Annotated in this window: 14 protein-coding genes, 5 pseudogenes and 1 riboswitch; of the genes and pseudogenes, 6 read left to right on the forward strand and 13 right to left on the reverse strand. The window is 62.1% G+C overall.

The features are described 5' to 3' along the window. Positions 1-44: 44 nt before the first annotated feature. Positions 45-637: pseudogene (locus N7E02_RS26540) on the reverse strand (DUF2059 domain-containing protein). A gap of 18 nt (positions 638-655) precedes the next feature. Next, positions 656-1,351 carry a ribose-5-phosphate isomerase RpiA gene (gene rpiA, locus N7E02_RS26545; RefSeq protein WP_286580749.1) on the reverse strand — a complete coding sequence of 232 codons (696 nt, stop codon included), beginning with the start codon at positions 1,349-1,351 and terminating at the stop codon, positions 656-658. Between the two features lie 188 nt (positions 1,352-1,539). Here rpiA and gph point away from each other — a divergent pair, with 188 nt between their 5' ends. Beyond that, on the forward strand, positions 1,540-2,229 hold the full coding sequence (gene gph / locus N7E02_RS26550; RefSeq protein ID WP_286580751.1) for a phosphoglycolate phosphatase: 690 nt from the start codon (positions 1,540-1,542) through the stop codon (positions 2,227-2,229). A 67-nt stretch (positions 2,230-2,296) separates the two neighbouring features. On the opposite strand, the gene N7E02_RS26555 is transcribed toward gph, so the two are convergent. Together N7E02_RS26555 and N7E02_RS26560 are read right to left on the reverse strand one after the other, a co-directional pair. Further along, complete coding sequence (locus tag N7E02_RS26555) at positions 2,297-4,123, reverse strand: L,D-transpeptidase family protein (protein WP_374730748.1); 1,827 nt, start codon at positions 4,121-4,123, stop codon at positions 2,297-2,299. Positions 4,124-4,446: 323 nt separating this feature from the next. Continuing rightward, positions 4,447-4,692 (reverse strand): hypothetical protein, encoded by a 246-nt coding sequence (locus N7E02_RS26560; RefSeq protein WP_286580754.1) that lies wholly within the window; start codon positions 4,690-4,692, stop codon positions 4,447-4,449. A gap of 95 nt (positions 4,693-4,787) precedes the next feature. On the opposite strand from N7E02_RS26560, the pseudogene fumC reads away from it, so the two are divergent. Together fumC and N7E02_RS26570 are read left to right on the forward strand one after the other, a co-directional pair. Beyond that, a pseudogene (gene fumC, locus N7E02_RS26565) lies at positions 4,788-6,178 on the forward strand (class II fumarate hydratase). Positions 6,179-6,464: 286 nt separating this feature from the next. Continuing rightward, entirely contained in the window at positions 6,465-7,535 is a 1,071-nt protein-coding gene (locus N7E02_RS26570) for a GGDEF domain-containing protein (protein WP_286580756.1), read from the forward strand. Between the two features lie 25 nt (positions 7,536-7,560). On the opposite strand, the gene N7E02_RS26575 is transcribed toward N7E02_RS26570, so the two are convergent. The 3 genes and pseudogenes from N7E02_RS26575 to N7E02_RS26585 form a co-directional block, all read right to left on the reverse strand. Beyond that, the gene (locus N7E02_RS26575) at positions 7,561-8,184 is read right to left on the reverse strand and encodes a pyridoxamine 5'-phosphate oxidase family protein (RefSeq protein ID WP_353622854.1); all 624 of its coding nucleotides are present in this window, start codon (positions 8,182-8,184) and stop codon (positions 7,561-7,563) included. Beyond that, positions 8,181-10,005: pseudogene (locus N7E02_RS26580) on the reverse strand (monovalent cation:proton antiporter-2 (CPA2) family protein). The gene N7E02_RS26575 and the pseudogene N7E02_RS26580 overlap by 4 nt, the downstream one beginning before the upstream one ends. 62 nt (positions 10,006-10,067) lie before the next feature. Further along, positions 10,068-10,442, reverse strand: a complete 375-nt coding sequence (locus N7E02_RS26585; protein ID WP_286580757.1) for a gamma-butyrobetaine hydroxylase family protein — start codon at positions 10,440-10,442, stop codon at positions 10,068-10,070. 195 nt (positions 10,443-10,637) lie between these two features. On the opposite strand from N7E02_RS26585, the gene moaA reads away from it, so the two are divergent. After that, entirely contained in the window at positions 10,638-11,636 is a 999-nt protein-coding gene (gene moaA, locus N7E02_RS26590) for a GTP 3',8-cyclase MoaA (RefSeq protein WP_286584055.1), read from the forward strand. Here moaA and thiD read toward each other — a convergent pair. The 5 genes and pseudogenes from thiD to N7E02_RS26615 all read right to left on the reverse strand — a co-directional run bounded on the left by thiD (position 11,623) and on the right by N7E02_RS26615 (position 15,481). Further along, entirely contained in the window at positions 11,623-12,450 is an 828-nt protein-coding gene (gene thiD, locus N7E02_RS26595; protein WP_286580760.1) for a bifunctional hydroxymethylpyrimidine kinase/phosphomethylpyrimidine kinase, read from the reverse strand. The two genes, moaA and thiD, sit on opposite strands and share 14 nt — an antisense overlap. Then, positions 12,447-13,081, reverse strand: a pseudogene (gene thiE / locus N7E02_RS26600) (thiamine phosphate synthase). Before thiE ends, thiD begins: the two are co-directional and overlap by 4 nt. Next, the gene (gene thiM, locus N7E02_RS26605) at positions 13,078-13,881 is read right to left on the reverse strand and encodes a hydroxyethylthiazole kinase (RefSeq protein ID WP_374730749.1); all 804 of its coding nucleotides are present in this window, start codon (positions 13,879-13,881) and stop codon (positions 13,078-13,080) included. Before thiM ends, thiE begins: the two are co-directional and overlap by 4 nt. Before the next feature lie 79 nt (positions 13,882-13,960). Further along, positions 13,961-14,056, reverse strand: a riboswitch (TPP riboswitch). A 76-nt stretch (positions 14,057-14,132) separates the two neighbouring features. After that, positions 14,133-15,011: a lactonase family protein gene (locus N7E02_RS26610; protein WP_286580764.1), complete on the reverse strand. Its 879-nt coding sequence runs from the start codon at positions 15,009-15,011 to the stop codon at positions 14,133-14,135. Beyond that, entirely contained in the window at positions 15,008-15,481 is a 474-nt protein-coding gene (locus N7E02_RS26615) for a hypothetical protein (protein ID WP_286580765.1), read from the reverse strand. The genes N7E02_RS26610 and N7E02_RS26615 overlap by 4 nt, the downstream gene beginning before the upstream one ends. Positions 15,482-15,633: 152 nt before the next feature. On the opposite strand from N7E02_RS26615, the gene N7E02_RS26620 reads away from it, so the two are divergent. Beyond that, positions 15,634-16,518, forward strand: a complete 885-nt coding sequence (locus N7E02_RS26620) for a LysR family transcriptional regulator (protein WP_286580766.1) — start codon at positions 15,634-15,636, stop codon at positions 16,516-16,518. Positions 16,519-16,524: 6 nt separating this feature from the next. On the opposite strand, the pseudogene N7E02_RS30250 reads toward N7E02_RS26620, so the two are convergent. Then, positions 16,525-19,115: pseudogene (locus N7E02_RS30250) on the reverse strand (methyl-accepting chemotaxis protein). Between the two features lie 201 nt (positions 19,116-19,316). Here N7E02_RS30250 and N7E02_RS26630 point away from each other — a divergent pair. Further along, positions 19,317-20,225, forward strand: a complete 909-nt coding sequence (locus tag N7E02_RS26630) for a DMT family transporter (RefSeq protein ID WP_286580768.1) — start codon at positions 19,317-19,319, stop codon at positions 20,223-20,225. Positions 20,226-20,303 lie beyond the last annotated feature (78 nt).

A 20,303-nucleotide genomic window follows, 5' to 3' on the forward strand; every position in this document is an offset into this window, starting at 1 on the left:
CCGGATCGCTCCGGGCTTTCACATGGCTGGTATGTTCTTATGGATTACTGCTGGGGCGCCAGATTGAGCGTGGGAGCAGGCGTCTGGGCAGCGCCGGCAGCCGGAGCGGCTTCGACGGCCGGCATTTCACCCGGATTTGCATCAATCACGCCACGCAGCTTTGCGGTGGACTGGGCCGACAGGTCACGGGAAATGCCGTTCGTCCAGATTTCCGCAGCGCGGCCAAGTTCGCGCGAGACGAGCGGCGTGCTCGTCAGAAGCTTCTTGCCGGCTTCCGTGTTGAAGAAGGTCGCAATCGTCTCCAGCTCTTCGGCAGAGAAGCTTTTGCATAGATGGTCGCGGCTTCCTTCTCGAGGTCGGCGCGACGCGACGCGAGAGCCAGAGCCTGCTCATCGACGATGGCCGAGATCTGGTCCTGGAAGTTCGGCGAGGACTGGATGAACTGCGCCTTCAGACGCTCGGCAAGCGCCGGCAGGATGCTGTCGTAACGATCGGTAACATTGAGCGCCGTGATCGCCTTGCGGGCGGCGTCGAGTTGAGCCTGCGGAACATCCTGGGCCTGCGCCTGAAACGCGGCGGAACCTGAAAGAGCCAAGGCAAGCGCGAATACACGGCCGAAAAGCGCCGATTTGATCATGTGTAAGTGCTCCTAGTTTTATTTCGCCTTGAGCGTCCGCGCTCCCGCCGGGCCGGCGATGATCGCAAGGGACGCCATATGAATGAATAGTCCGTGTTCCACCACGCCGGGGATGAGATTCAATTCGGCAGAAAGTGCCTCTGCATCAGGAATGCGGCCAAATGATGCGTCCAGAATATAGTGTCCGCCGTCGGTCATGAAAACATCTTCGCCCGATTTACGCATCGAAAGCGAGCCGGAGAGACCGAGCCGCGTCGCTGCTTTTTCGATGGCGATACGGGTAGCGATCTGCCCGAATGAATTGATCTCGATCGGCAGAGGGAAAGCGCCGAGCGTTTCGACGACCTTGCTTTCGTCGGCAATGACGATCACCTGCTTCGAAGCTGCCGCGACGATCTTTTCGCGAAGAAGCGCACCACCGCCGCCTTTGATCAGCGTCAGGTTGCCGTCCACTTCGTCGGCGCCGTCAATCGTCAGGTCCAGCTCGGGAAGTTCGTCGAGGGACTTGAGGGAAACGCCGAGTTCAAGGCAGAGCCGCGCCGTACGTTCCGATGTCGGTACGCCCTCGACGCGCAGGCCGCCATGAACCTTCTCGGCCAGCAGCCGAACGAACTCTTCCGCGGTAGAGCCGGTGCCGATGCCGAGCTTCATTCCGTCTTCGACATAGGCGAGTGCCGCTGCGGCCGCCTTGACCTTCATTTCCCGGGCGTCCATACGCCGCCTTCTCCCCGCTGTTTCAGCCGATCCGCTGTTTACACGCCCCTTTGCGCAAACGAAAGTCCCCCGACGCGGTTTCTCACACCGTCGACCCGGAGTCTTCTCGGTCCTCCTATCCGCGGCTTGGCAATCGCGGCGTGACATGCTTAAGCGGAACGGTCTGAAGAGCAGCAATGAGGTAATCCGTGAGCGCTCCCATCGTCATCTTCGATCTCGACGGCACATTGATAGACACCGCCCCCGATCTGATCTACAGCCTGAATCACACCATCGCCATCGCCGATCTCGAACCGGTGACCTTCGACGACCTCACCCATCTTGTCGGTCAGGGCGCCCGCGTGATGATCAAGCGTGCCTTCGAGCTGCGCAAGGTCGCGCTGACGGATGAACAGGGCGACGTGCTGTTTGCGCGTTTCATGGAGCACTACCGCGCTCACATGCCCGGCAAGAGCAAGCCTTTCCCAGGCGTCGTCGATTGCCTGGAACGCTTGTCCGCAGCCGGCATGAACCTCGCCATCTGCACCAACAAGAGCGAAGCTCTCGCTATTCCCCTGATCGAAACCCTGGGCCTTGCATCACATTTCCCGGTGATCACCGGAGGCGATACATTTGCGGTCCGCAAGCCGGATGCCGGTCATATCCTCGGCACGATCGAACGTGCTGGCGGCTCCGCATCCACCGCCATCATGATCGGCGACAGCATCAACGACATCCTTGCCGCCAAGAACGCCGGCATCCCGTCGATCGGCGTAACCTTCGGCTATTCCGACGTTCCGATGGCAAGCCTGTCGCCCGATCGCATCATCGACCGCTTCGACGAACTGACCGTCGCAATGGCTAAGGACCTGATGTCCTCGAAGTTCGCCGCCGAATAGCATCGCCAAAACGAAGAGGAGGCGACATTTCTGCCGCCTCCTCTCCAACGCTTGTCTTGCCTATGCGTCAGCTGCGTGCCGAACGCGCCTTGGTCGTGGTGTCGAATGCCTTCTCGACAGCCGTATCGCGATCATACACATCGTCGAAATACTCGACCGCGCCATCCTTGTTCGGCCATGCCGTGAAGTAGGACACGTAGACCGGGATGTTGGCGGTCACCTTTTCCGCGACGTTCTTGCCGGCGGCGATCTCAGCATCGACATCGCCCTCACTCACGCCCAGAACAGCGGCAGCCATCTTGCGCGGTTCGGCAAGGCGCACGCAGCCGTGGCTCAGAGCACGCATGTCGCGCTGGAAGAAGCTCTTCGAGGGCGTGTCATGCATGTAGATCGCATGGGCATTCGGGAACAGGATCTTCAGGTCACCCAGCGCATTGTCGCTCGACGGCGGCTGGCGGACGGAAATGTTGCTCGTCGAACCGAACCAGTTGACGCTGGACGACGGCATGACCCGGCCGTTGACGGCCACTTCATAGCCCGTGCGATCGAGATAGCTCGGGTCCTGGCGAAGCTTCGGCAGCATCTCGTTGATGATGATCGACTGCGGCACGCCCCAATAGGGGTTGAACTCGACCGTCTGGATCTGATCGTTGAAGAAGAAGGTCTGGTGTGCCTTCGAACCGATCACCACACGCATCGAGAACTGCTCGGCGCCGTGGTCGTGGTAATAGACCCGGTAGGCCGGCTGGTTGATGAAGACGTAACGCTGACCGAGATCATCCGGCATCCAGCGTGCCTGCTCCATGGCTACGACAAGCTTCTCGATCTTGTCCTGCGACGTATGACCGGTCATCTTGCGCAGTGTCGCGGCGCCGATGACGCCATCGGCCTTCAGGCCGACTTCGCTCTGGTACGACTTCACCAGTTCGACCAGTTCCGGCGTATATTCCGGGGTCTTCTGATAGCCGGCCAGTGTCGCGGCATGCTCGGTCTTCAGCGCTTCCGAACCCTTCTTTTCGATCACGGCCACGATCTGCGGCAGGTCGGCGCTGGTATTGCCGGGCTTGAGCAGCAGGCTATCCGGCAGCACGATCTCGTCACCCGCATTGGCCGCTTCGGCCTTCAGCTTCGCGAGTTCATTTTTCAGCGCAGCGAAGTTGCCGCTCTTCGGCGCGAGACCTTCGAGATAGGCCGCAGCCTCAGCACCCTGCGAGATGGCGGCAAGCGTGGCCGGCAGATCGACGGTCTTGCGCTTCAGGTCGTGATAGCCGGAGATGCGGTTGGGATCGACGCGACCACGAACCATGTCCTGCGCAAAAAGCAGTGCCTTCTGTGACAGGGCGAGCTCGAACTGCATCAGTTCCTGCTGGCGTGCGATGGCAGCAGCGGACTGCACTTCGGGCTGCGCGGCTACAGGCGCTTCCGGCTGAGCCGGCGTGGAGTTCTCGGCGGCATTCTGCACCGGGGCAGCGTCCACCACCGGAGCGGCAGCCTGTTCGGCGCCAACCGCCGGCGTTTCGGAAGCGACAACCGGCGTTGCTTCAGGCGCATTCGGGACATCCGGTGCGGCAGCCTCGGCCGCGACTGCATCCGCCTCAGGGGCGGCAGCAGCAGTCTCACCCGAGACAGTAGCGGGCTCGACGCTTGCCGTCGTCAGCGTGGGAGCCGTCAGCATGTAGTCTGCCGGATCGAGACCGTAGTCGGCAGCGCGCTCGAACAGTGCAAGCACCGCCCTCGCCTTTTCATTGATATCGTCCGGCGAAACCCAGATCGGCTGGCTCGCGGTTGCGTAATAGCTCTCGAGCGCCTGGGCAATATCGCTCGGCGACGAAACCTTGGCTTCGGCGATCGACCGCAGCGGCTCGGCGGCAGCAAAACCAGCCGTCTTCACCATGCGCTGCGCATCTGCCTTGTAGGTATAGTAGCGCGGACCGGAAACCTTGGGCAGCGGCTCGGGATCGGCAAGCGCACCTTCGCTCGGCATCGCCTCCTCGCGGCCACGTCCCGCCAGGGACCCGCCATCACGCTTGCCCGGGCCGCCCATAAGCAGGTCCCGAAGACTGATCGCGTGGGCAGGCGCCGTCGCGCCAGCGAAGATGGAAAAGCCCGACAGGAGCGCGAGCGCGAGCGTCGTCTTTTTTGATGTGTGCTGCAATGTAGTCCCCGTGACCATAAGCCCGCGTCTCGTTCGCGGCGTCGACTTCAGTAACACGCCATCTACCCGATCGCGTGAGGGATGGAAAGGAAATGGGCAATCACTTCTGGGTTTTCTGAAACCCCGAAGCGCGATGCGCCGAACACGGAGAAGGTTAAGAATTTATTGGTTAATTTTTTACTGACAAATGCCGATAGCGAGCCTTCAACCACAATATAGCGCGTCGATAAAACGACGAGACGTGTCAAAAACGACACGGGGGGATCGATCGCAAAAACGGCCGCTTCCGGCTTGCGGACCTCAGGCATTCGTATAGTAATGCGCGCGCCGGAGGAGTTTGCGCCCCAGCTGCGTTTGTGGACGTGCCGCCCGGCAGCAGCACCAGGGAGAAAAGGCAGCGAACATGGCATCCACCCGCACCGAAACCGATACGTTTGGTCCGATCGAAGTCGAAGGCGACCGTTACTGGGGCGCCCAGGCTCAGCGCTCGCTGGGCAACTTCAAGATCGGCTGGGAAAAACAGCCACTTGCTGTCGTTCGCGCCCTCGGCATCGTCAAGCAGGCAGCCGCCCGCGCCAACATGGAACTCGCCGGCCTTGATGGCACCGTCGGCAAGGCCATCGTCGATGCCGCTCAGGAAGTCATTGATGGCAAGCTCAACGATCATTTCCCGCTCGTCGTCTGGCAGACCGGTTCCGGCACCCAGTCGAACATGAACGCCAATGAAGTGATCTCCAACCGCGCGATCGAGGTGCTCGGCGGCGTCATGGGCTCCAAAAGCCCGTGCATCCGAACGACCACGTCAACATGAGCCAGTCGTCGAACGACACCTATCCGACGGCCATGCACATCGCCTGCGTCGAACAGATCCACCACCACCTCCTGCCGTCGCTGAAGCACCTGCACCAGGCGCTGGAAGCCAAGGTCAAGGCCTTCAGCCACATCATCAAGATCGGCCGCACCCACACCCAGGATGCAACGCCGCTCACCCTCGGCCAGGAATTCTCCGGCTACGCCGCTCAGGTCGCATCCGCGATCGCCAACATCGAACTGACCATCCCTGCCCTGTCCAAGCTTGCTCAGGGCGGCACCGCTGTCGGCACGGGCCTGAATGCGCCGGTTGGCTTCGCTGAGAAGGTCGCCGAGGAGATCTCCAAGATCACCGGCTTGCCCTTCGTCACGGCGCCGAACAAGTTCGAGGCGCTCGCTTCACACGACTCCATGGTCTTCTCGCACGGCGCGATCAACGCTGCGGCGGCCGCCCTCTTCAAGATCGCCAACGACATCCGCTTCCTCGGCTCCGGCCCGCGCGCCGGCCTCGGCGAACTGTCGCTGCCGGAAAACGAACCGGGCTCGTCAATCATGCCGGGCAAGGTCAACCCGACCCAGTCGGAAGCTCTGACTCAGGTCTGCGCCCACATCTTCGGCAATCACGCGGCACTCACCTTCGCCGGCAGCCAGGGCCATTTCGAGCTCAACGTCTACAATCCGATGATGGCCTACAACTTCCTGCAGTCGGTTCAGCTGCTCGGCGACGCCGCCGTCTCCTTCACCGACAATTGCGTCGTCGGCATCGAGGCCCGCGAGGACAACATCCGCAAGGGTGTCGAAAACTCACTCATGCTGGTCACCGCGCTCAATTCCAAGCTCGGCTACGACGCCTGCGCCAAGATCGCCAAGACAGCCCACAAGAACGGCACGACGCTCCGTGAGGAAGCTGTTGGCGGCGGTTACCTGACGAATGAGGAGTTCGACCAGTATGTCCGCCCTGAAAACATGATCGGACCGAAGTAACGCTGAACTATAGATTGTGGCCGCCAAGCACCCAAAAGCGCCTTGGCGGCCTCTCATTACCGCAAATATTTTTTCACTAAAATCTTGAATGCCATCGAGCCGCTTGCATAATGAATGTGAAAAAATCTCGTAAGTGCTTGAATACAGAAATAATTTTAATTCAGAATGATCGTCGCCGGCCCAATCCAAAGCGGCATAGCGAAACGAACGCCTTAATTGTTTCCCAATATTTTTAACCTATCAATTTACCAAACTTAACGTGCCGAGATTTAACTGGGGGTCGTCGATGACGACGGTATCTGCACCGAAAGCGCAGCCGAGTGATCTGATGGGGCAGATCATTCTGGCGGTAAGGTCGATGGGGGTCTCTCCCATCCCGCGCAACTATAACCTCTTCTATGAAGCGTATATCGGATCCAATCCGGACCTGACGCGTGATCTGGCGGCCCTTGGCAGCCGGGCGACGCAGGAAGATCTGGACGCCATTTCCGAACGCTACATGGGCGCGCCCCATGCGGCGGTCATCGAAAAGGCCAATGATCGCTTGCTGACCGAGCTCGACGCGCTTCTGAAGCTGCTGCGCCAGGAACAAAACTCCCTGGAAAGCTACGGCAAGCTGCTCAGCGAGACGGCTGCCCGCATCAATTCGAAGAACAGCTTCTCGTCCGAGATCATCCGCAGCGCGATCAGCCTCTTGAGCGAGGCGACCGACGACAAGATGGCTCACGGCGAGCGCACCGTGGACGACATGGTTCAGCGCTCCCACGAGATGGATCAGGTCCGCCGCGAACTCGACGAATACAAGCGCATCGCCAATACCGATTCGCTGACGCGGCTTTCCAACCGCCGTGCCTTCGACGAGCGTCTGGCGCTCGCCTACGACAATCCGACCGCCCTGCCGCTCACCGCGCTCGTGCTGGCCGATATCGACAATTTCAAGAAGATCAACGACAGCTTCGGCCATCCGGTCGGCGACAAGATCCTGGCAACCGTCGCATCTGTCCTGCGTGCCAATGTCCGCAAGGATGTCTTCGTCGCCCGTACCGGCGGCGAGGAATTCGCGCTGCTGGTCGAGGGCAACACGCCGGATGAAGTCATGATCATCTGCGAACGCGTACGCCGCGCGCTTGAAACCCGCACGTTCCGCAACACCCGTTCGGGCATCAATTACGGACCGGTGACGATTTCGCTCGGCTATTCCATGGCCGCCCAGGCGACCGATCCGGGCGAGCTCTATGCCCAGTCGGATGCCGCGCTTTACTACGCCAAGAACAGCGGCCGCAACCGCACGGTCTTCTTCGAAGACAGCATGAAGAGCCACTATGTTGGCAAGAGCTGGCTGATCTACAAGTCGTAAGACTTACCCAGAGGTCAGCCGCCGCTCACCACATGGTCTTGGCGGCGCGACCGGCCCATTCGCGATCGTAGGTTTCCTGGTCGAAATCCGCCTTGGCGGCCTTCAAGAGCTGCCCGGGTGTCGGCAGATCCTTCGGATCGACAAAACGTTCGGCATTCCAGAGCTCCGAGCGCATCAGCGCCCGCGCGCACTGAAAATAGGCCTCGCCGACCGTGATCACGGTTACCGTGCGCGGATGCCGTCCCTCCATCTCGAAACTGTCCAGCAGTCCCGGCTCCGCCGAGACGACCGCTGTTCCATTGATGCGCATCGCCGTATTGGAGCCCGGGATCAGGAACATCAGCGCCACCCGCGGATCGCGGACGATATTGATCAGCGAGTCCACCCGATTGTTCCCGCGCCAGTCCGGCAGCAGCAGCGTCTTGCCGTCTTTCACCCTGACGACGCCGCCGAGATCGCCGCGTGGCGAGCAATCGAGCCCTTCGGGGCCAACGGTTGCCAGCGCCACGAAGGGCGCCGTCTCGATCATCTGGCGATACTCGACCGTCAGTGTCGTTGTCACCTTGGCGACGGACGCTTCCGATACCCCGTCATAGATGGCCTTCAGCTGCTCGACCGAAGTGATGATGCCGGTAGACATGTCGTTCATGTTGCGGCCTCCTGGGCAGCGGCCTGCTCCGCCGCACGACGCTCGCGTTCGCGCCCGGTCCTTGCTGCGATGACGTCGGCCGGCTGCGCGTTGCCCTTGATCAGCGAGCGACCGGCATAGATGCCTCCCACTTGTTCCATCGCAAACCGCTCGCGATCGGTCTCGCGGAATTCCTCGATGATCTGAGCGGCAAGCTCCTCTTCCTCGCCGAGCACCGTCAGCACCTCGCTGCCGAAATTGAGCGCCGATCTCGTAGGTCTCGCGGATCTGGTAGTCGACGCCCGCCTTCAACAGGTCGATCGCGTGGCCCCGGTCATAGGCGCGCGCCAGAACCGGGACCATCGGATATTCTTCCTTGACGATCTCGGCGATCCTGACCGCCGCCTCCTTGTCATCAACGCAGATCAGGATCGCCCTGGCGGTTGCTGCGCCGGCAGCGTGCAGGATCTCGGGCCTCGATCCGTCGCCGTAGAAAACCTTGAAGCCGAAATCGCCGATATCGCGGATGAACTCTGCATCCTTGTCGATGATCGAAAGCGTATAGCCGCGGGCCAGCATAGGCTGGCTGACGATCTGGCCGAAGCGGCCGAATCCGATCATCAGCACGGTATTCTCGATGTTCTCGGGCTGGTTCAGCCCGCTCGTATCGACCGTCGGCTTCGGCGCCATCCGTACATAGATCGCGACCACCAGCGGCGTGACGGCCATGGAAAGCACGATCGTCGCGGTGAGTACGGCATTCGTATCGGCATCGATAATACCGACCGACGCCGCGGCGGCGTAGAGAACGAAGGCGAATTCACCGCCCTGCGCCATCAGGATAGCGCGGCCGAGGCTCTCGGGATGTGCAGCCCCCATAAGCCGCGCCACGCCGTAGATCGCCAGGCCTTTGACGATCATGTACGCGATGACGGCTAGGATCACATGCTGCCAGTTGGCGGCGATCACCGCGAGATCGACGGCCATGCCGACACCGAGGAAGAACAGGCCGAGCAGGATGCCGCGGAAGGGCTCGATATCGGCCTCCAACTGATGTCTGAACGACGATTCCGACAGAAGCACACCCGCAAGGAACGCGCCCATTGCCATGGACAGACCTGCCAGGTCCATCAGGAGCGCCGAGCCGAGCACGACGAGCAATGCAGCCGCCGTCATGACCTCGCGCGCCCCGGACACGGCGAGCAGACGAAAGAGCGGATTGAGCAGATAGCGACCGGCAATGACGAGCGCGACCAGCGCCGCAAAACCGATGCCGACAGATTGCAGCCGCTCAGCCAAAGGAACCGACCCGCCATCGGAGGCAAGCAGTGCCACGACCGCCAGCAGCGGCACGATGGCCAGATCCTCGAACAGCAGGATCGCCACGATATGCTGCCCCTTCGGCGTGTGCAGATGGTTGCGCTCCTGCAGCATCTGCATGACGATCGCAGTCGAAGTCAGCACGAAGCCCGTGCCGGCAACGAAGGCCACCGGTGCCGACAGGCCGAACCCCATACCGACGGCCATCAGCAGCACGATACAGGCGCCAACCTGCAATGCGCCGAGACCGAAAATGTCCTTGCGCATGTTCCACAGCCGCGAAGGCTGCATTTCCAGCCCGATGATGAAGAGGAACATGACGACGCCGAGTTCGGCGATATGCAAAATTGCCTGCGGGTCTGACACGAGCTTCAGCCCGAACGGCCCGATCGCTAGGCCCGCGGCCAGATAGCCGAGAACCGATCCGAGCCCGATCCGCTTGAACAATGGCGCGGCAATGACGCCTGCCCCCAGCAAGGCCACTACCTGGACCAGTTCGCTTCCACCTGCTTCTGCCGCCACCCCGTCTACCCTCTCGTCTGTTTAACCCAGTTATCGCCCACGCCGATTATCGGCGCTGCCACCTATCTCGTTCTTGTGACACCATCGCGACTCAAGCCCTTCTCGGCAAGCTCGCGCTCGTATTCGGCGAACATATCGGTGCCTTTTTCGCCAAGCTCGCGAAGATATGACCAGGTGAAGATTCCGCTGTCATGGCCGTCGTCGAAGGCGACGCGCACCGCGTAGTTGCCGGCCGGCGCCACGGCCTTGATGCCGACGTTACGCTTGCCTGGAACGGTCACCTTCTGGCCCGGTCCATGCCCCTGAACCTCTGCGGATGGCGAGAGAACGCGCATCGTCTCCGCCGGGATGGCAGCCGCGAAATCGTCGGAAAATGTCACCGTCAGGGTATGCCGGTCCTTGGAGACCCTGAGTTCCGTCGGCCAGGTATCGGTCATCGTCATGTCTCGCTTTATAAATGATATCGGAGCATTATGGGTTTGACGTTTCTGCTGCAACCTGTTTTGGACTGCGCCGATCGGCGGCCCAGGCCTTGACGCTGCCGCCCGGAATTCCCAACTTGCGCCCATGAGGGAGACTGCCCCGTGAATACGATTGCCGGACCTATCGACATTGTAAAGCCGCTGGCAGCCATGCCGGGGCCGATGATCGATCCGTTCGGCCGGGCGGTGACCTATCTGCGCGTCTCGGTGACGGATCGCTGCGATTTCCGCTGCACCTATTGCATGGCGGAAAACATGACCTTCCTGCCGAAGAAGGACCTTTTGACGCTCGAAGAACTTGACCGGCTCTGTTCGGCCTTTATCGCCAAGGGCGTGCGCAAGCTGCGCCTCACCGGCGGCGAGCCTCTAGTGCGCAAGAATATCATGTTCCTCGTCGAGAAGCTCGGCAAGCATATCGAGGCCGGTGACCTCGACGAACTGACGCTGACCACCAACGGTTCGCAGCTTGCCCGTTACGCTCAGGAGCTCTACGACAACGGCGTTCGCCGCATCAACGTATCGCTCGACACGCTGGATGAGGCGAAATTCAAACAGATCACCCGCTGGGGCGATTTCCGCAAGGTCATGGACGGCATCGACGCCGCCCAGAAGGCCGGGATCAAGATCAAGCTGAATGCCGTAGCACTGAAGGGCTTCAACGATCTGGAAATCCCCGACATGCTCCGCTTCGCCCATGGCCGCGGCATGGACCTGACTCTCATCGAGACCATGCCGATGGGCGAGATCGACGAGGACCGCACCGACCAGTACCTGCCGCTGTCTGAGGTTCGCGACGGTCTTGAGCAGCAGTTCGCCCTGTCCGATATCCCCTACAAGACCGGCGGCCCGGCGCGTTATGTCGAGGTAAAGGAAACCGGCGGTCGCCTCGGCTTCATCACGCCGATGACCCATAATTTCTGCGAGAGCTGCAACCGCGTTCGTCTCACCTGCACCGGCACGCTCTACATGTGCCTCGGCCAGAACGACGCCGCCGATCTCCGCACGGCACTGCGCGCTTCCGAGAGCAACGATTACCTGTCATCCGCAATAGACGAGGCGATCGGCCGCAAGCCGAAGGGTCACGACTTCATCATCGACCGCAACAATCGCCCCGCCGTCTCACGCCACATGAGCGTCACCGGCGGGTGATACCCTCGCTTTCCCACAATTGAACGAAGTGATGCACGGGCCCGTGGCCGCTTCCGACATCGAGCTTGTCGGCTGCGGCGATGGCCTCTGCGAGATAGGCTTTCGCTGTGGTCACGGCCGAAACCATCGAAGCCCCTTTGGCAAGCTCGGCTGCAATTGCGCTCGACAATGTACAGCCGGTCCCATGGGTATTGCTGGTCGCGATCCGCTTGCCCTCCAGCCATGTGAGCCCACGAACCTCCGCCAGCACATCGGGACTGTCCGCAGTTTCGAGATGACCGCCCTTCACCAGCACAGCCTTCGGACCGCGCTCAAGCAGCCGTCTGGCCTGATCCGCCATCTCCTCGCGGGTCACCGCCTCCGCTTCCCCGAGCAGCGCCGCCGTCTCCGGGAGGTTGGGCGTCACCAGACTGGCGAGCGGCAGCAGGCGCTCGATGACTGCCTGCTTGGCATCCGGCGCCAATAGCGGTGAACCACCCTTGGCGACCATGACAGGATCCAGCACGATCGGTATCGTCTCGGCATAGGGTCCCAGCACGTCGGCCACGGCCTCGGCAATCTCCGCATTGGCGATCATCCCGATCTTCACCGCATCGACGCGGATATCAGCAAAGACCGCTTCGATCTCGGCCCTGACGAAATCCGGCGGCAGCGCCTGTATGGCGATAACGCCCCGCGTGTTCTGGGCGGTCAGCGCTGTCAGCGCCGCCATCCCGTAGGTACCACGGGCGGAAAATGCCTTGAGGTCCGCCTGAATACCGGCCCCGCCGGAGGGATCGGAACCGGCGATGGAAAGAACATTCCGGATCGTCATCGGCGCACCCTTTCGATTTCGCCTGCGATGGATCTTGCGGCCGCCACCGGGTCCGGTTGACCACAGATCGCGGACACCACCGCCAAGCCTTGCGCCCCGGCCGCGAGCACGGCGCCGGCATGCTCCCCTTCACCCCGCCGATCGCAACCGCAGGCACTGGCGCAGCAGCCACGATCCGAGCCAGTCCTTCAAAACCGATCGGCGCCTTGTGATCCGGCTTCGTCGCCGTGGCGAAGACCGGCCCGACACCGACATAGTCCACCACGGCTGGATCGACGCGCCGTACTAGGTCCTCGGTCTCGACCGAGAGGCCAAGGATCATGTTCGGCCCGACCCGCCGACGCACGCTCGCCGCCTCCAGATCATCCTGACCAACATGGATGCCATCCGTCCCGATCGCGACCGCCGCCTCCACATCGTCGTTGACGATCAACGGCACGCCGGTGCCGGCAAGCACTTCCTTGAGCGCCCGCCCGATCACGATCATTTCCTCCGTGGTCGCGAGCTTGTCGCGCAGCTGCACCATCGTCACGCCGCCGGAAACAGCCAGCCGCGCCGTCTCGACCATGCCGCACGAACCGCACAGATCGCGATCGAGCACCAGATAAAGCGAAAGATCGAGGCGCCTCATGCCGGCACCACCCGTCCTGCCGCATCCAACTCGGCAGGCGTCAGCTTCGCCAACTCATCGAGGAAGCGCACGGCAAACGAGCCCGGCCCGTCCGCGCGCTCTCCTGCCTTCTCTCCGGCAGCGGCGAAGACAGACAAAGCCGCCACCGTCGCATCGAACTGCCGGTCTGGTATTGTCGCAACAAACGCCCCGACCACGCCCGTCAACGAGCAACCCAGCGCCGTCACCTTCGGCATCCATGCCGAGCCGCCGACCACATGCACCGAGCGTTTTCCGTCGGTCACGAAATCACGCTCGCCGGTCACGGCCACCACACATCCATGATGTTTCGCCAAGACCTTCGCAGCAAGCTCCGCGGAGCTAACGCTATCCCCGGCATCGACGCCCCGGCCTCCGGCGCGTTCGCCGGCCAGCGCAATGATCTCCGACGCATTACCGCGAATGACCGTCGGCTTGAGCTCCAGCATTTCGACAACAACCGCACGGCGATAGGACGTGGCGAAATGCGCCACCGGATCCAGAACCCAAGGTCTGCCGTTATCACCGGCCGCGCGCGCCGCCTGCCGCATCCCTGCCAGGAAGTCCGGCGAGATCGTGCCGATATTGATCGTCAGCGCCGAAGCGATGGCCGCGAACTCGGCAGATTCCTCGGCCGCATGCACCATAGCCGGCGACGCTCCCACGGCCAGCATGACATTGGCGGCGATATTCATCGCGACGAAATTCGTGATGTTCTGCACCAACGGATTTCTCGCCCGCATTGCCGCAAGCAATTGTCCCGGTGCTACGATCGGTTCGATGTTACTTGAATGAATTGGATCGACTTCCATCTGCGCCTCCTTTTCGAACGGAGGCGGACGCAGGGCACCACATGAGAATGCGAAGACCCGAACGACTCCTCCGCCAGCATGATCTGGTTCAGGTTCAAAGGGTGCTTCTCAGCCCGGCTTTCGCCGGACGCCCCTGTCAGTTGCAAGATCTAGCGGAATACAGCTTTCGGGGCCAGCAGATTATGCCACAGGAACCCCATGGCTCGGATCCTATCGTAAACCTAGGGCGCCACATCAACGTGATGCACCCCGTGCGGCAGCGGCACGCGCCCGATCGGTTCCAGCCTCGGCGTTCCATCCTTCACCACCCGAAACACGGCAAGCCCTGCCCCCACGCCCGGTGCCGCATCCGGCTGCGCCTCGAATGAGGTCGCAATCACATGGTCGCCGGTAAGATCGAACGTTCCACCTTCCGGCAGCACCGCTTCGAAGGACGTGTCCGACAGCTTTTCGAGCGCCCCCGTCTTCGGATCGAAGGCAAGCAGCGAAATACCCGCCTCCCGGCTGTAGCGCGGCGTACCCGGCGCAAAGCTCGTCCCGCGCATATTGAAGGTCGCGACCAGTCGCCCGTCCGGGCTCACCGCCATGCCCTCGGCGGAAATGTCGGTATCGACGCTGCCGAGCCGCTCATGCCGGACCTCCCGCGCCTCCGGATCGGCCAGCCGGATGACACTCATGGTCGAGGCGGCATCTGGAATGCGCCCATCCAGTGTCGTGGCGGCAAAATCCCGGCCCCAGTTGGAAGTCAGGTAATGGCGCCAGTCCGGGGTAAATCGCCCGACGAACGGATCGCGCCCGGTCTCCACGATATTGCCCCAGAGTTTCAGCGCAGGACCATCGTCACCATCCGCCACCTCGAAAAAGGCGACACGATCCTGCGTGTTGATATTCGCCGCCAGATACCGCCCGGAGGGATGCCACTGGACATTGGTTGCCGTCACGCCCGCGCGCGGCCCCGAAGCCGTTCCCGTTACGCCAAGTTCGGCCAGATTGAACCGCGCCACCGGACCGAATTTTCCGTCGCGGAACTCGGCGATCTGCAAAAGGCTCTCCTGCGCCGTATTGGAGACGACGGCCACGCGGTTTCCATCCGGGCTCACCGCCAATCCTCGGGATGGATGCCGATCTCGGCCGTATCGGCAAGCGCAGGATCGGCGCCGTCGGACAGATCGACAGCAAACAGCCGGTTCCCCGGCGGCAATTCCCTCATGGTCGTCGCGCCGTTCGGCCGTTCTCCCAGCCGCTCAGTGATGAAGGCCGTTTGTCCATCCGGCGTCAGCTCCAGTATTTCCGGCGCAGCCGTCACCGAATTCGAAATAGGCAACGTTTCCCGGCTCACCTTCCCGTCAACGATGGACAGCACCGTCAGCATATCGCGGTGCCCCGCTTCGTCAGGCGCCAGCACACCATCCGCATAGGTGCGGGCGACATAGTCGCCGTCGGAAATCACCGCCACCTTACCCGCCGAAATCCCGGCAAGGGCATCAAGCGATTGCGCCGATCCAGGCACGACACTCAGTGCCAGCGAGGCAGCAAGCACGGTCGTCGAAAAAAGATGTGATGGCATCATGATCCGGCTCCTTCGATCCATGGGCAGAGAGGCGTAGACGGTGCTCACGCGCATGCCGTCGCCTTGCCATCACGAAGGATAGGGATCACTCTGATCACGATCCAATCGAAATATTCCATTCCGTGATAGGCATATCGCATCAGGAGCCTGAGATGGATATCCGCGCTATGGCCTGCTTCGTCGCCGTCGCAGAGGAGCTGCATTTCCGCCGCGCGGCCGAGCGCCTGCATCTCACCCAGCCCTCGCTCAGCCAGCGCATCCGTGCCCTGGAGCATGAGATCGGTACCGATCTCTTCGTCCGCGACCGCCGCAGCGTCGCCCTCACTCCCGCCGGCAAGGCCTTTCTCGAACCGGCACGCCGCTCAATCGACAATGCCCGTATAGCGAAGGAACAGGCATTGCGGGCCGTCCGTGGAGAAGTCGGGCGCTTGCGTCTTGGCTTCACCGTCCTCGCCTTCTACGGCCTTCTGCCCGAAGCGCTGCAGGCCTTCCGCCGCCGCCATCCGGATGTCGAAGTGGAACTGGTCGAAATGAATTCGCCGTCGCTGGAAACGGCACTGATCACCGGTACGATCGATCTCGCGATCCTCCATCCACCGCTCGGTCACCTGGAACTGATGGTCCGCTCCCTGCCCGATGAACCATTGATACTGGCTCTGCCCGAAAGCCATCCGCTCGCGGCATTCGAAGAAATACCGATCAGGGCGCTTGCCGACGAACCGATGCTGATCGCACCGCGCGCCGTCGGCCCGAGCATTTATGACCGGATGATCGCCCTCTTCCAGTCGGAAGGCGTAACGCCGCACGTCGTGCAGGAAGTCACCCCGATGACCACGCTCTCCGGGCTTGTCGCGGCCGGTACCGGCATCGGTTTCGTCACCCACGGCCTGTCGCGCCAGCCCCGCCCAGGCGTCTGCTATCGCCCGGTCACGCCAACGCCGCCATCGTTGCCGATGGCGGCGTCATGGTTGAAACCGGAACTGACGGCCACCGGCCGCCGGTTCCTTGATGAGGTTCTGGCGCTTTACGTCCGCTAGATCCGGTCAGGCAGCATTGCTGTGCCGGCCCGGCCGGTACTCTCCCATGCCCGCGTCGCGGCCGCTGGCAGTCCGGAAACGCTCGATCTTCGTCGTCAGCGCTTCTACCCGATTGCGCAGACCGTGGATCTCGGCATTGTTCTCCTCCACCATGGCGGCATTCTGCTGGGTGATCAGCTCCACCTCCTGCACCGCATGGGTGACTTCGGAAATGCCGGTCGACTGTTCCGCCGCGGCGGAAGAGATCTGCGCCACCAGTTTGCGGACATCCGAGACATGGGAGATGATCTGCGACAGTGCCTCGCCGGTCTGTTCGACCAGATGCACACCGCTTTCCACCTGGGTGGAGCTTGCCGAGATCAACTGCTTGATTTCGCGGGCCGCCCCGGCGCAGCGCTGCGCCAGTTCGCGCACTTCCTGGGCTACCACCGCAAAGCCGCGGCCGGCCTCGCCCGCACGGGCTGCTTCCACCCCGGCATTCAGCGCTAGGAGGTTGGTCTGGAAGGCGATCTCGTCGATCACGCCGATGATCTGGCTGATCTTGTCGGACGACCGGCTGATCTCGCCCATGGCGTCGACCGCACGGGCGACCACCTCGCCCGAGCGCACGGCAAACGCTTCGGTCTCGTTGACCGACTGCGACGTCTGCTGTGCGCTGCCCGCCGTGCTGCGCACGACCTCGCTCAGATGACGCAGCGCCCGTGAACTCTGCTCGAGCGCCGCAGCCTGCTGTTCGGTGCGGCGTGCGAGGTCGTCGGCGGAAACGGCGAGGTTCGCCGTACCGCCATCGATCTCATGCGCTGCCGAGCGCACCTCTAGCAGCGTCGCCCGGAGAGCCTCGACGGCCTGGTTGTAGGTCCGGGCCATCTCGATGAAGTCGGCCGGCAGGTTTTCGTCCATGCCGGCGGCAAGATCGCCTTCGGCAAGGCTGCCGAGCACTCCCGACAGCGCGGTCAGAGCATGCTGCTGTTCGGCCGCCACACGCGCCCGTTCGGAAGCACGGCGCTCGGCCTCGGCGCTGGAAAGCTCGCGAGCCGCAGCCGCTTCCTGTTCCAGGCGGATATTTTCCTCGCGGCGTCGCGGAACACGGTGACGGACCGCACCATGTCGCCGATCTCGTCACGACGCTCGCGGCCTTCGATCGCCACTTCCAGATCACCGTCGGCCAGCCGGCGCATCACTTCGGTGACGCGGCGCAGCGGACCACGCAGGGTCTCGACCAGCATCAGGCCGCCGGCGATCGCCAGCACGGTACCGATCACCATCGCCGCGACGGAAAGCGAAGCCGAACGCTCGCTGTCTTCCTTGCCCACTTCCTGTGCCTGGGCGACGAAATCCTTCAGGCCCGCCATCCCGGTCGTCAGCGTTGCTGCTGCCGCAGTACGCGCCTTCTGCCATTCGCCGGCGATGCCGAGCAGCTTTGCAGCAGCATTGTCGAGCACGGTTAGATGAACCTCGGCCCTACCGGCAAATTCCGCCATCGTCACGTTGCTCTTGGCTAGCTCGGAAACGCGTGCCGTAACAGCACGCAACGCAGCGGTGCTTTCAGTAAGCGCCGCACGTGCATTCTCCGTTACCGTGCCACGCAGCCGCTCTACGAGAAGCTGCAGCTCGTCGATCCGTCGAAGCGAATCCTCTGTCTGCGCCAGAAGCTCGCGCTGCGCATTCACGTCGCCTTCCAACCCGACGAAACGCTCAGCCGCCGTCACCGCCTTCTTGGTGGAAAGCGCATCGAGATCGCCCTGGATGCGCATGAAGGCACTGGTACCGACGCGGGCTGCCTGTCCCTTCTCTGTGACGGGCGCATCACTCGCCAACGCCTTGGAGAGATTGGCAGAAGCTTCGCGAGCCGGAACGAAAGCCTTGTCGGCCTTCTCGGAGATCAGGCCCTTGATCTTGGCGAATTCCTCATCGAGCGCGCCGATATAAAGCTTGGCGGTATTGATTGCGCTGTCGTCGCTTTCCGCGCGACGCATGGCTTCTCGCAGGTTGGCGATTCGGCCTGCGATGGCGTTGTAGGCAAAGGCTTCGAGCAGCATGCCCTTGGCGAACTTTTCCTTGCCTTCGGTCTGCTTGCGCAGCGTGCCCACCTGCTTTTCGACGGCGGTGCCCATCGTTTGGATCTCCGCCATTGCGGCATCCATCTGGCTTTCGGTTTGGTCCCGCGCGGTCTTGATTGCCCACAGCCCGTCGACATGCGCCCGCATGGCCGGTGCGAGTTCCAGGACGGGTGCGATCCTTGCACTGTCCCCCTCGGATGTCAGCAACCCCTTCAGCGTGCCGACACCGCTTTCCTGCTTGTCGATATCCGCCTTCAATGCGGAAAGCGTCTTGTCGTCCGGCGCCACGGAAAACTCCTGCAGGCTCGCCTGCAGCCGCTCGAAATCACCGATATTCTCGATCGTCGCACGCGTCACCGTCATATGGCCGTTCAGCGTCCGGGCCGTGTAATAGCCCGCGAGCCCGACACCCGCGATCAGCAGCACGAGCGGAATGACGAAAAGAAGGACTTTGGTGACGATTTTACGGCTTTGAAGAAGTCGATCGATAAACAAGCTCGTTCCCGCAATTGGCGCGCAGCAGTCCACGGATGTCATCCATGCGTAGCGGCTAGGCTCCAACCTCATGCGAGAGCATTTTTGAGCACCTTTCACCACATTCGGTTGAACAAGTGTTAATTGCACGCGCATCAGAGGCGAGCAGTGACTATTGCCCGCCGATCCGTACCCGAAAGGCCGCTTTCCGACTGGCGGCAGTCACCGCCATCGCTTATGACGACGATCTCGGGAGGAAACAGCATGGCCCTATCGGACAATACCCGCGGCGCTCTCTTCATGGCGTCCGCGATGGCGGCTTTCGCGTGCAACGACGCGATGGTGAAGTTGCTGACACAAGATCTGAGCATCGCCCAGATCATGGCCGTACGCGGTGTCATGACCACTCTTCTGGTCCTCTCCGTCTCCCGAATGCTCGGCGTCAGCTTGTCGCTGAAATGGCTGGCTAACCCACTGGTGCTCTTGCGCACCGCTTTTGAACTTGGGGCCACCCTCACCTTCTTTTCCGCCCTTGCCCGCATCGAATTTGCGGCCGCAGCCTCGATCATGCAGTCGTTGCCGCTGGCAGTCACCCTTGGCGCCGCCCTCGTCTTCCGCGAGCCGGTCGGCTGGCGGCGCTGGACAGCCATTATCGTCGGCTTTCTGGGTGTGCTTCTCATTCTCCGTCCGGGCCCGGAAGGTTTCCAGCCAGCCGCGCTGTTCGCCGTCGCGGCCATCTGCTTCACCGCCTGCCGCGACCTCACCACCCGCCGTATTTCGTCGGATGTGCCGACACTGACGATCACCCTCTTCACGTCGTTCGTGGTGATGGTCGTTGGCTTCGCGCTCATCGTCCCGATGGGCGGCTGGCAGCCGATCTCCGGGACCGGCTGGCTGATGCTTGCCTTGACGTCCATTGCAGTCTTCGCCGGATACCAGGCCGTCATTATCGCCATGCGCGGAGGCGAGATCTCCTGCGTCGCGCCATTCCGTTATACCAGCCTCATCTGGGCCTTGATCATCGGCGTGCTCATCTTCGGCGAACGCCCTGGTATTTCCGTCCTCATCGGCGCAGCGATCGTCATCGGTTCGGGCCTCTACACCTTCTATCGCGAAAGCCGGCGCGCCATCGATACGGCCAAGACCGCCGCCGTGCCACCCGCCAGTGGCTAAGCGCTTCGTGAGATCTTGAGGCGTCCGCATCTTGTGACATTAACCAAGCTCGGCTAACAGCCGAGTTTGAATGATTGC

This window comes from Terrirhizobium terrae, from assembly GCF_030323265.1.
Classification (GTDB): Bacteria; Pseudomonadota; Alphaproteobacteria; order Rhizobiales; family Rhizobiaceae; genus Neorhizobium.

Coding starts and splice junctions, on each gene's coding strand:
- rpiA (WP_286580749.1), bottom strand. CDS start 1,351: ATGGACGCCCGGGAAATGAAGGTCAAGGCGGCCGCAGCGGCACTCGCC.
- N7E02_RS26555 (WP_374730748.1), bottom strand. CDS start 4,123: ATGGTGAAGACGGCTGGTTTTGCTGCCGCCGAGCCGCTGCGGTCGATC.
- N7E02_RS26560 (WP_286580754.1), bottom strand. CDS start 4,692: ATGCCTGAGGTCCGCAAGCCGGAAGCGGCCGTTTTTGCGATCGATCCC.
- N7E02_RS26570 (WP_286580756.1), top strand. CDS start 6,465: ATGACGACGGTATCTGCACCGAAAGCGCAGCCGAGTGATCTGATGGGG.
- N7E02_RS26575 (WP_353622854.1), bottom strand. CDS start 8,184: ATGAACGACATGTCTACCGGCATCATCACTTCGGTCGAGCAGCTGAAG.
- N7E02_RS26585 (WP_286580757.1), bottom strand. CDS start 10,442: ATGACCGATACCTGGCCGACGGAACTCAGGGTCTCCAAGGACCGGCAT.
- moaA (WP_286584055.1), top strand. CDS start 10,638: ATGCCGGGGCCGATGATCGATCCGTTCGGCCGGGCGGTGACCTATCTG.
- thiD (WP_286580760.1), bottom strand. CDS start 12,450: ATGACGATCCGGAATGTTCTTTCCATCGCCGGTTCCGATCCCTCCGGC.
- N7E02_RS26615 (WP_286580765.1), bottom strand. CDS start 15,481: ATGATGCCATCACATCTTTTTTCGACGACCGTGCTTGCTGCCTCGCTG.
- N7E02_RS26620 (WP_286580766.1), top strand. CDS start 15,634: ATGGATATCCGCGCTATGGCCTGCTTCGTCGCCGTCGCAGAGGAGCTG.
- N7E02_RS26630 (WP_286580768.1), top strand. CDS start 19,317: ATGGCCCTATCGGACAATACCCGCGGCGCTCTCTTCATGGCGTCCGCG.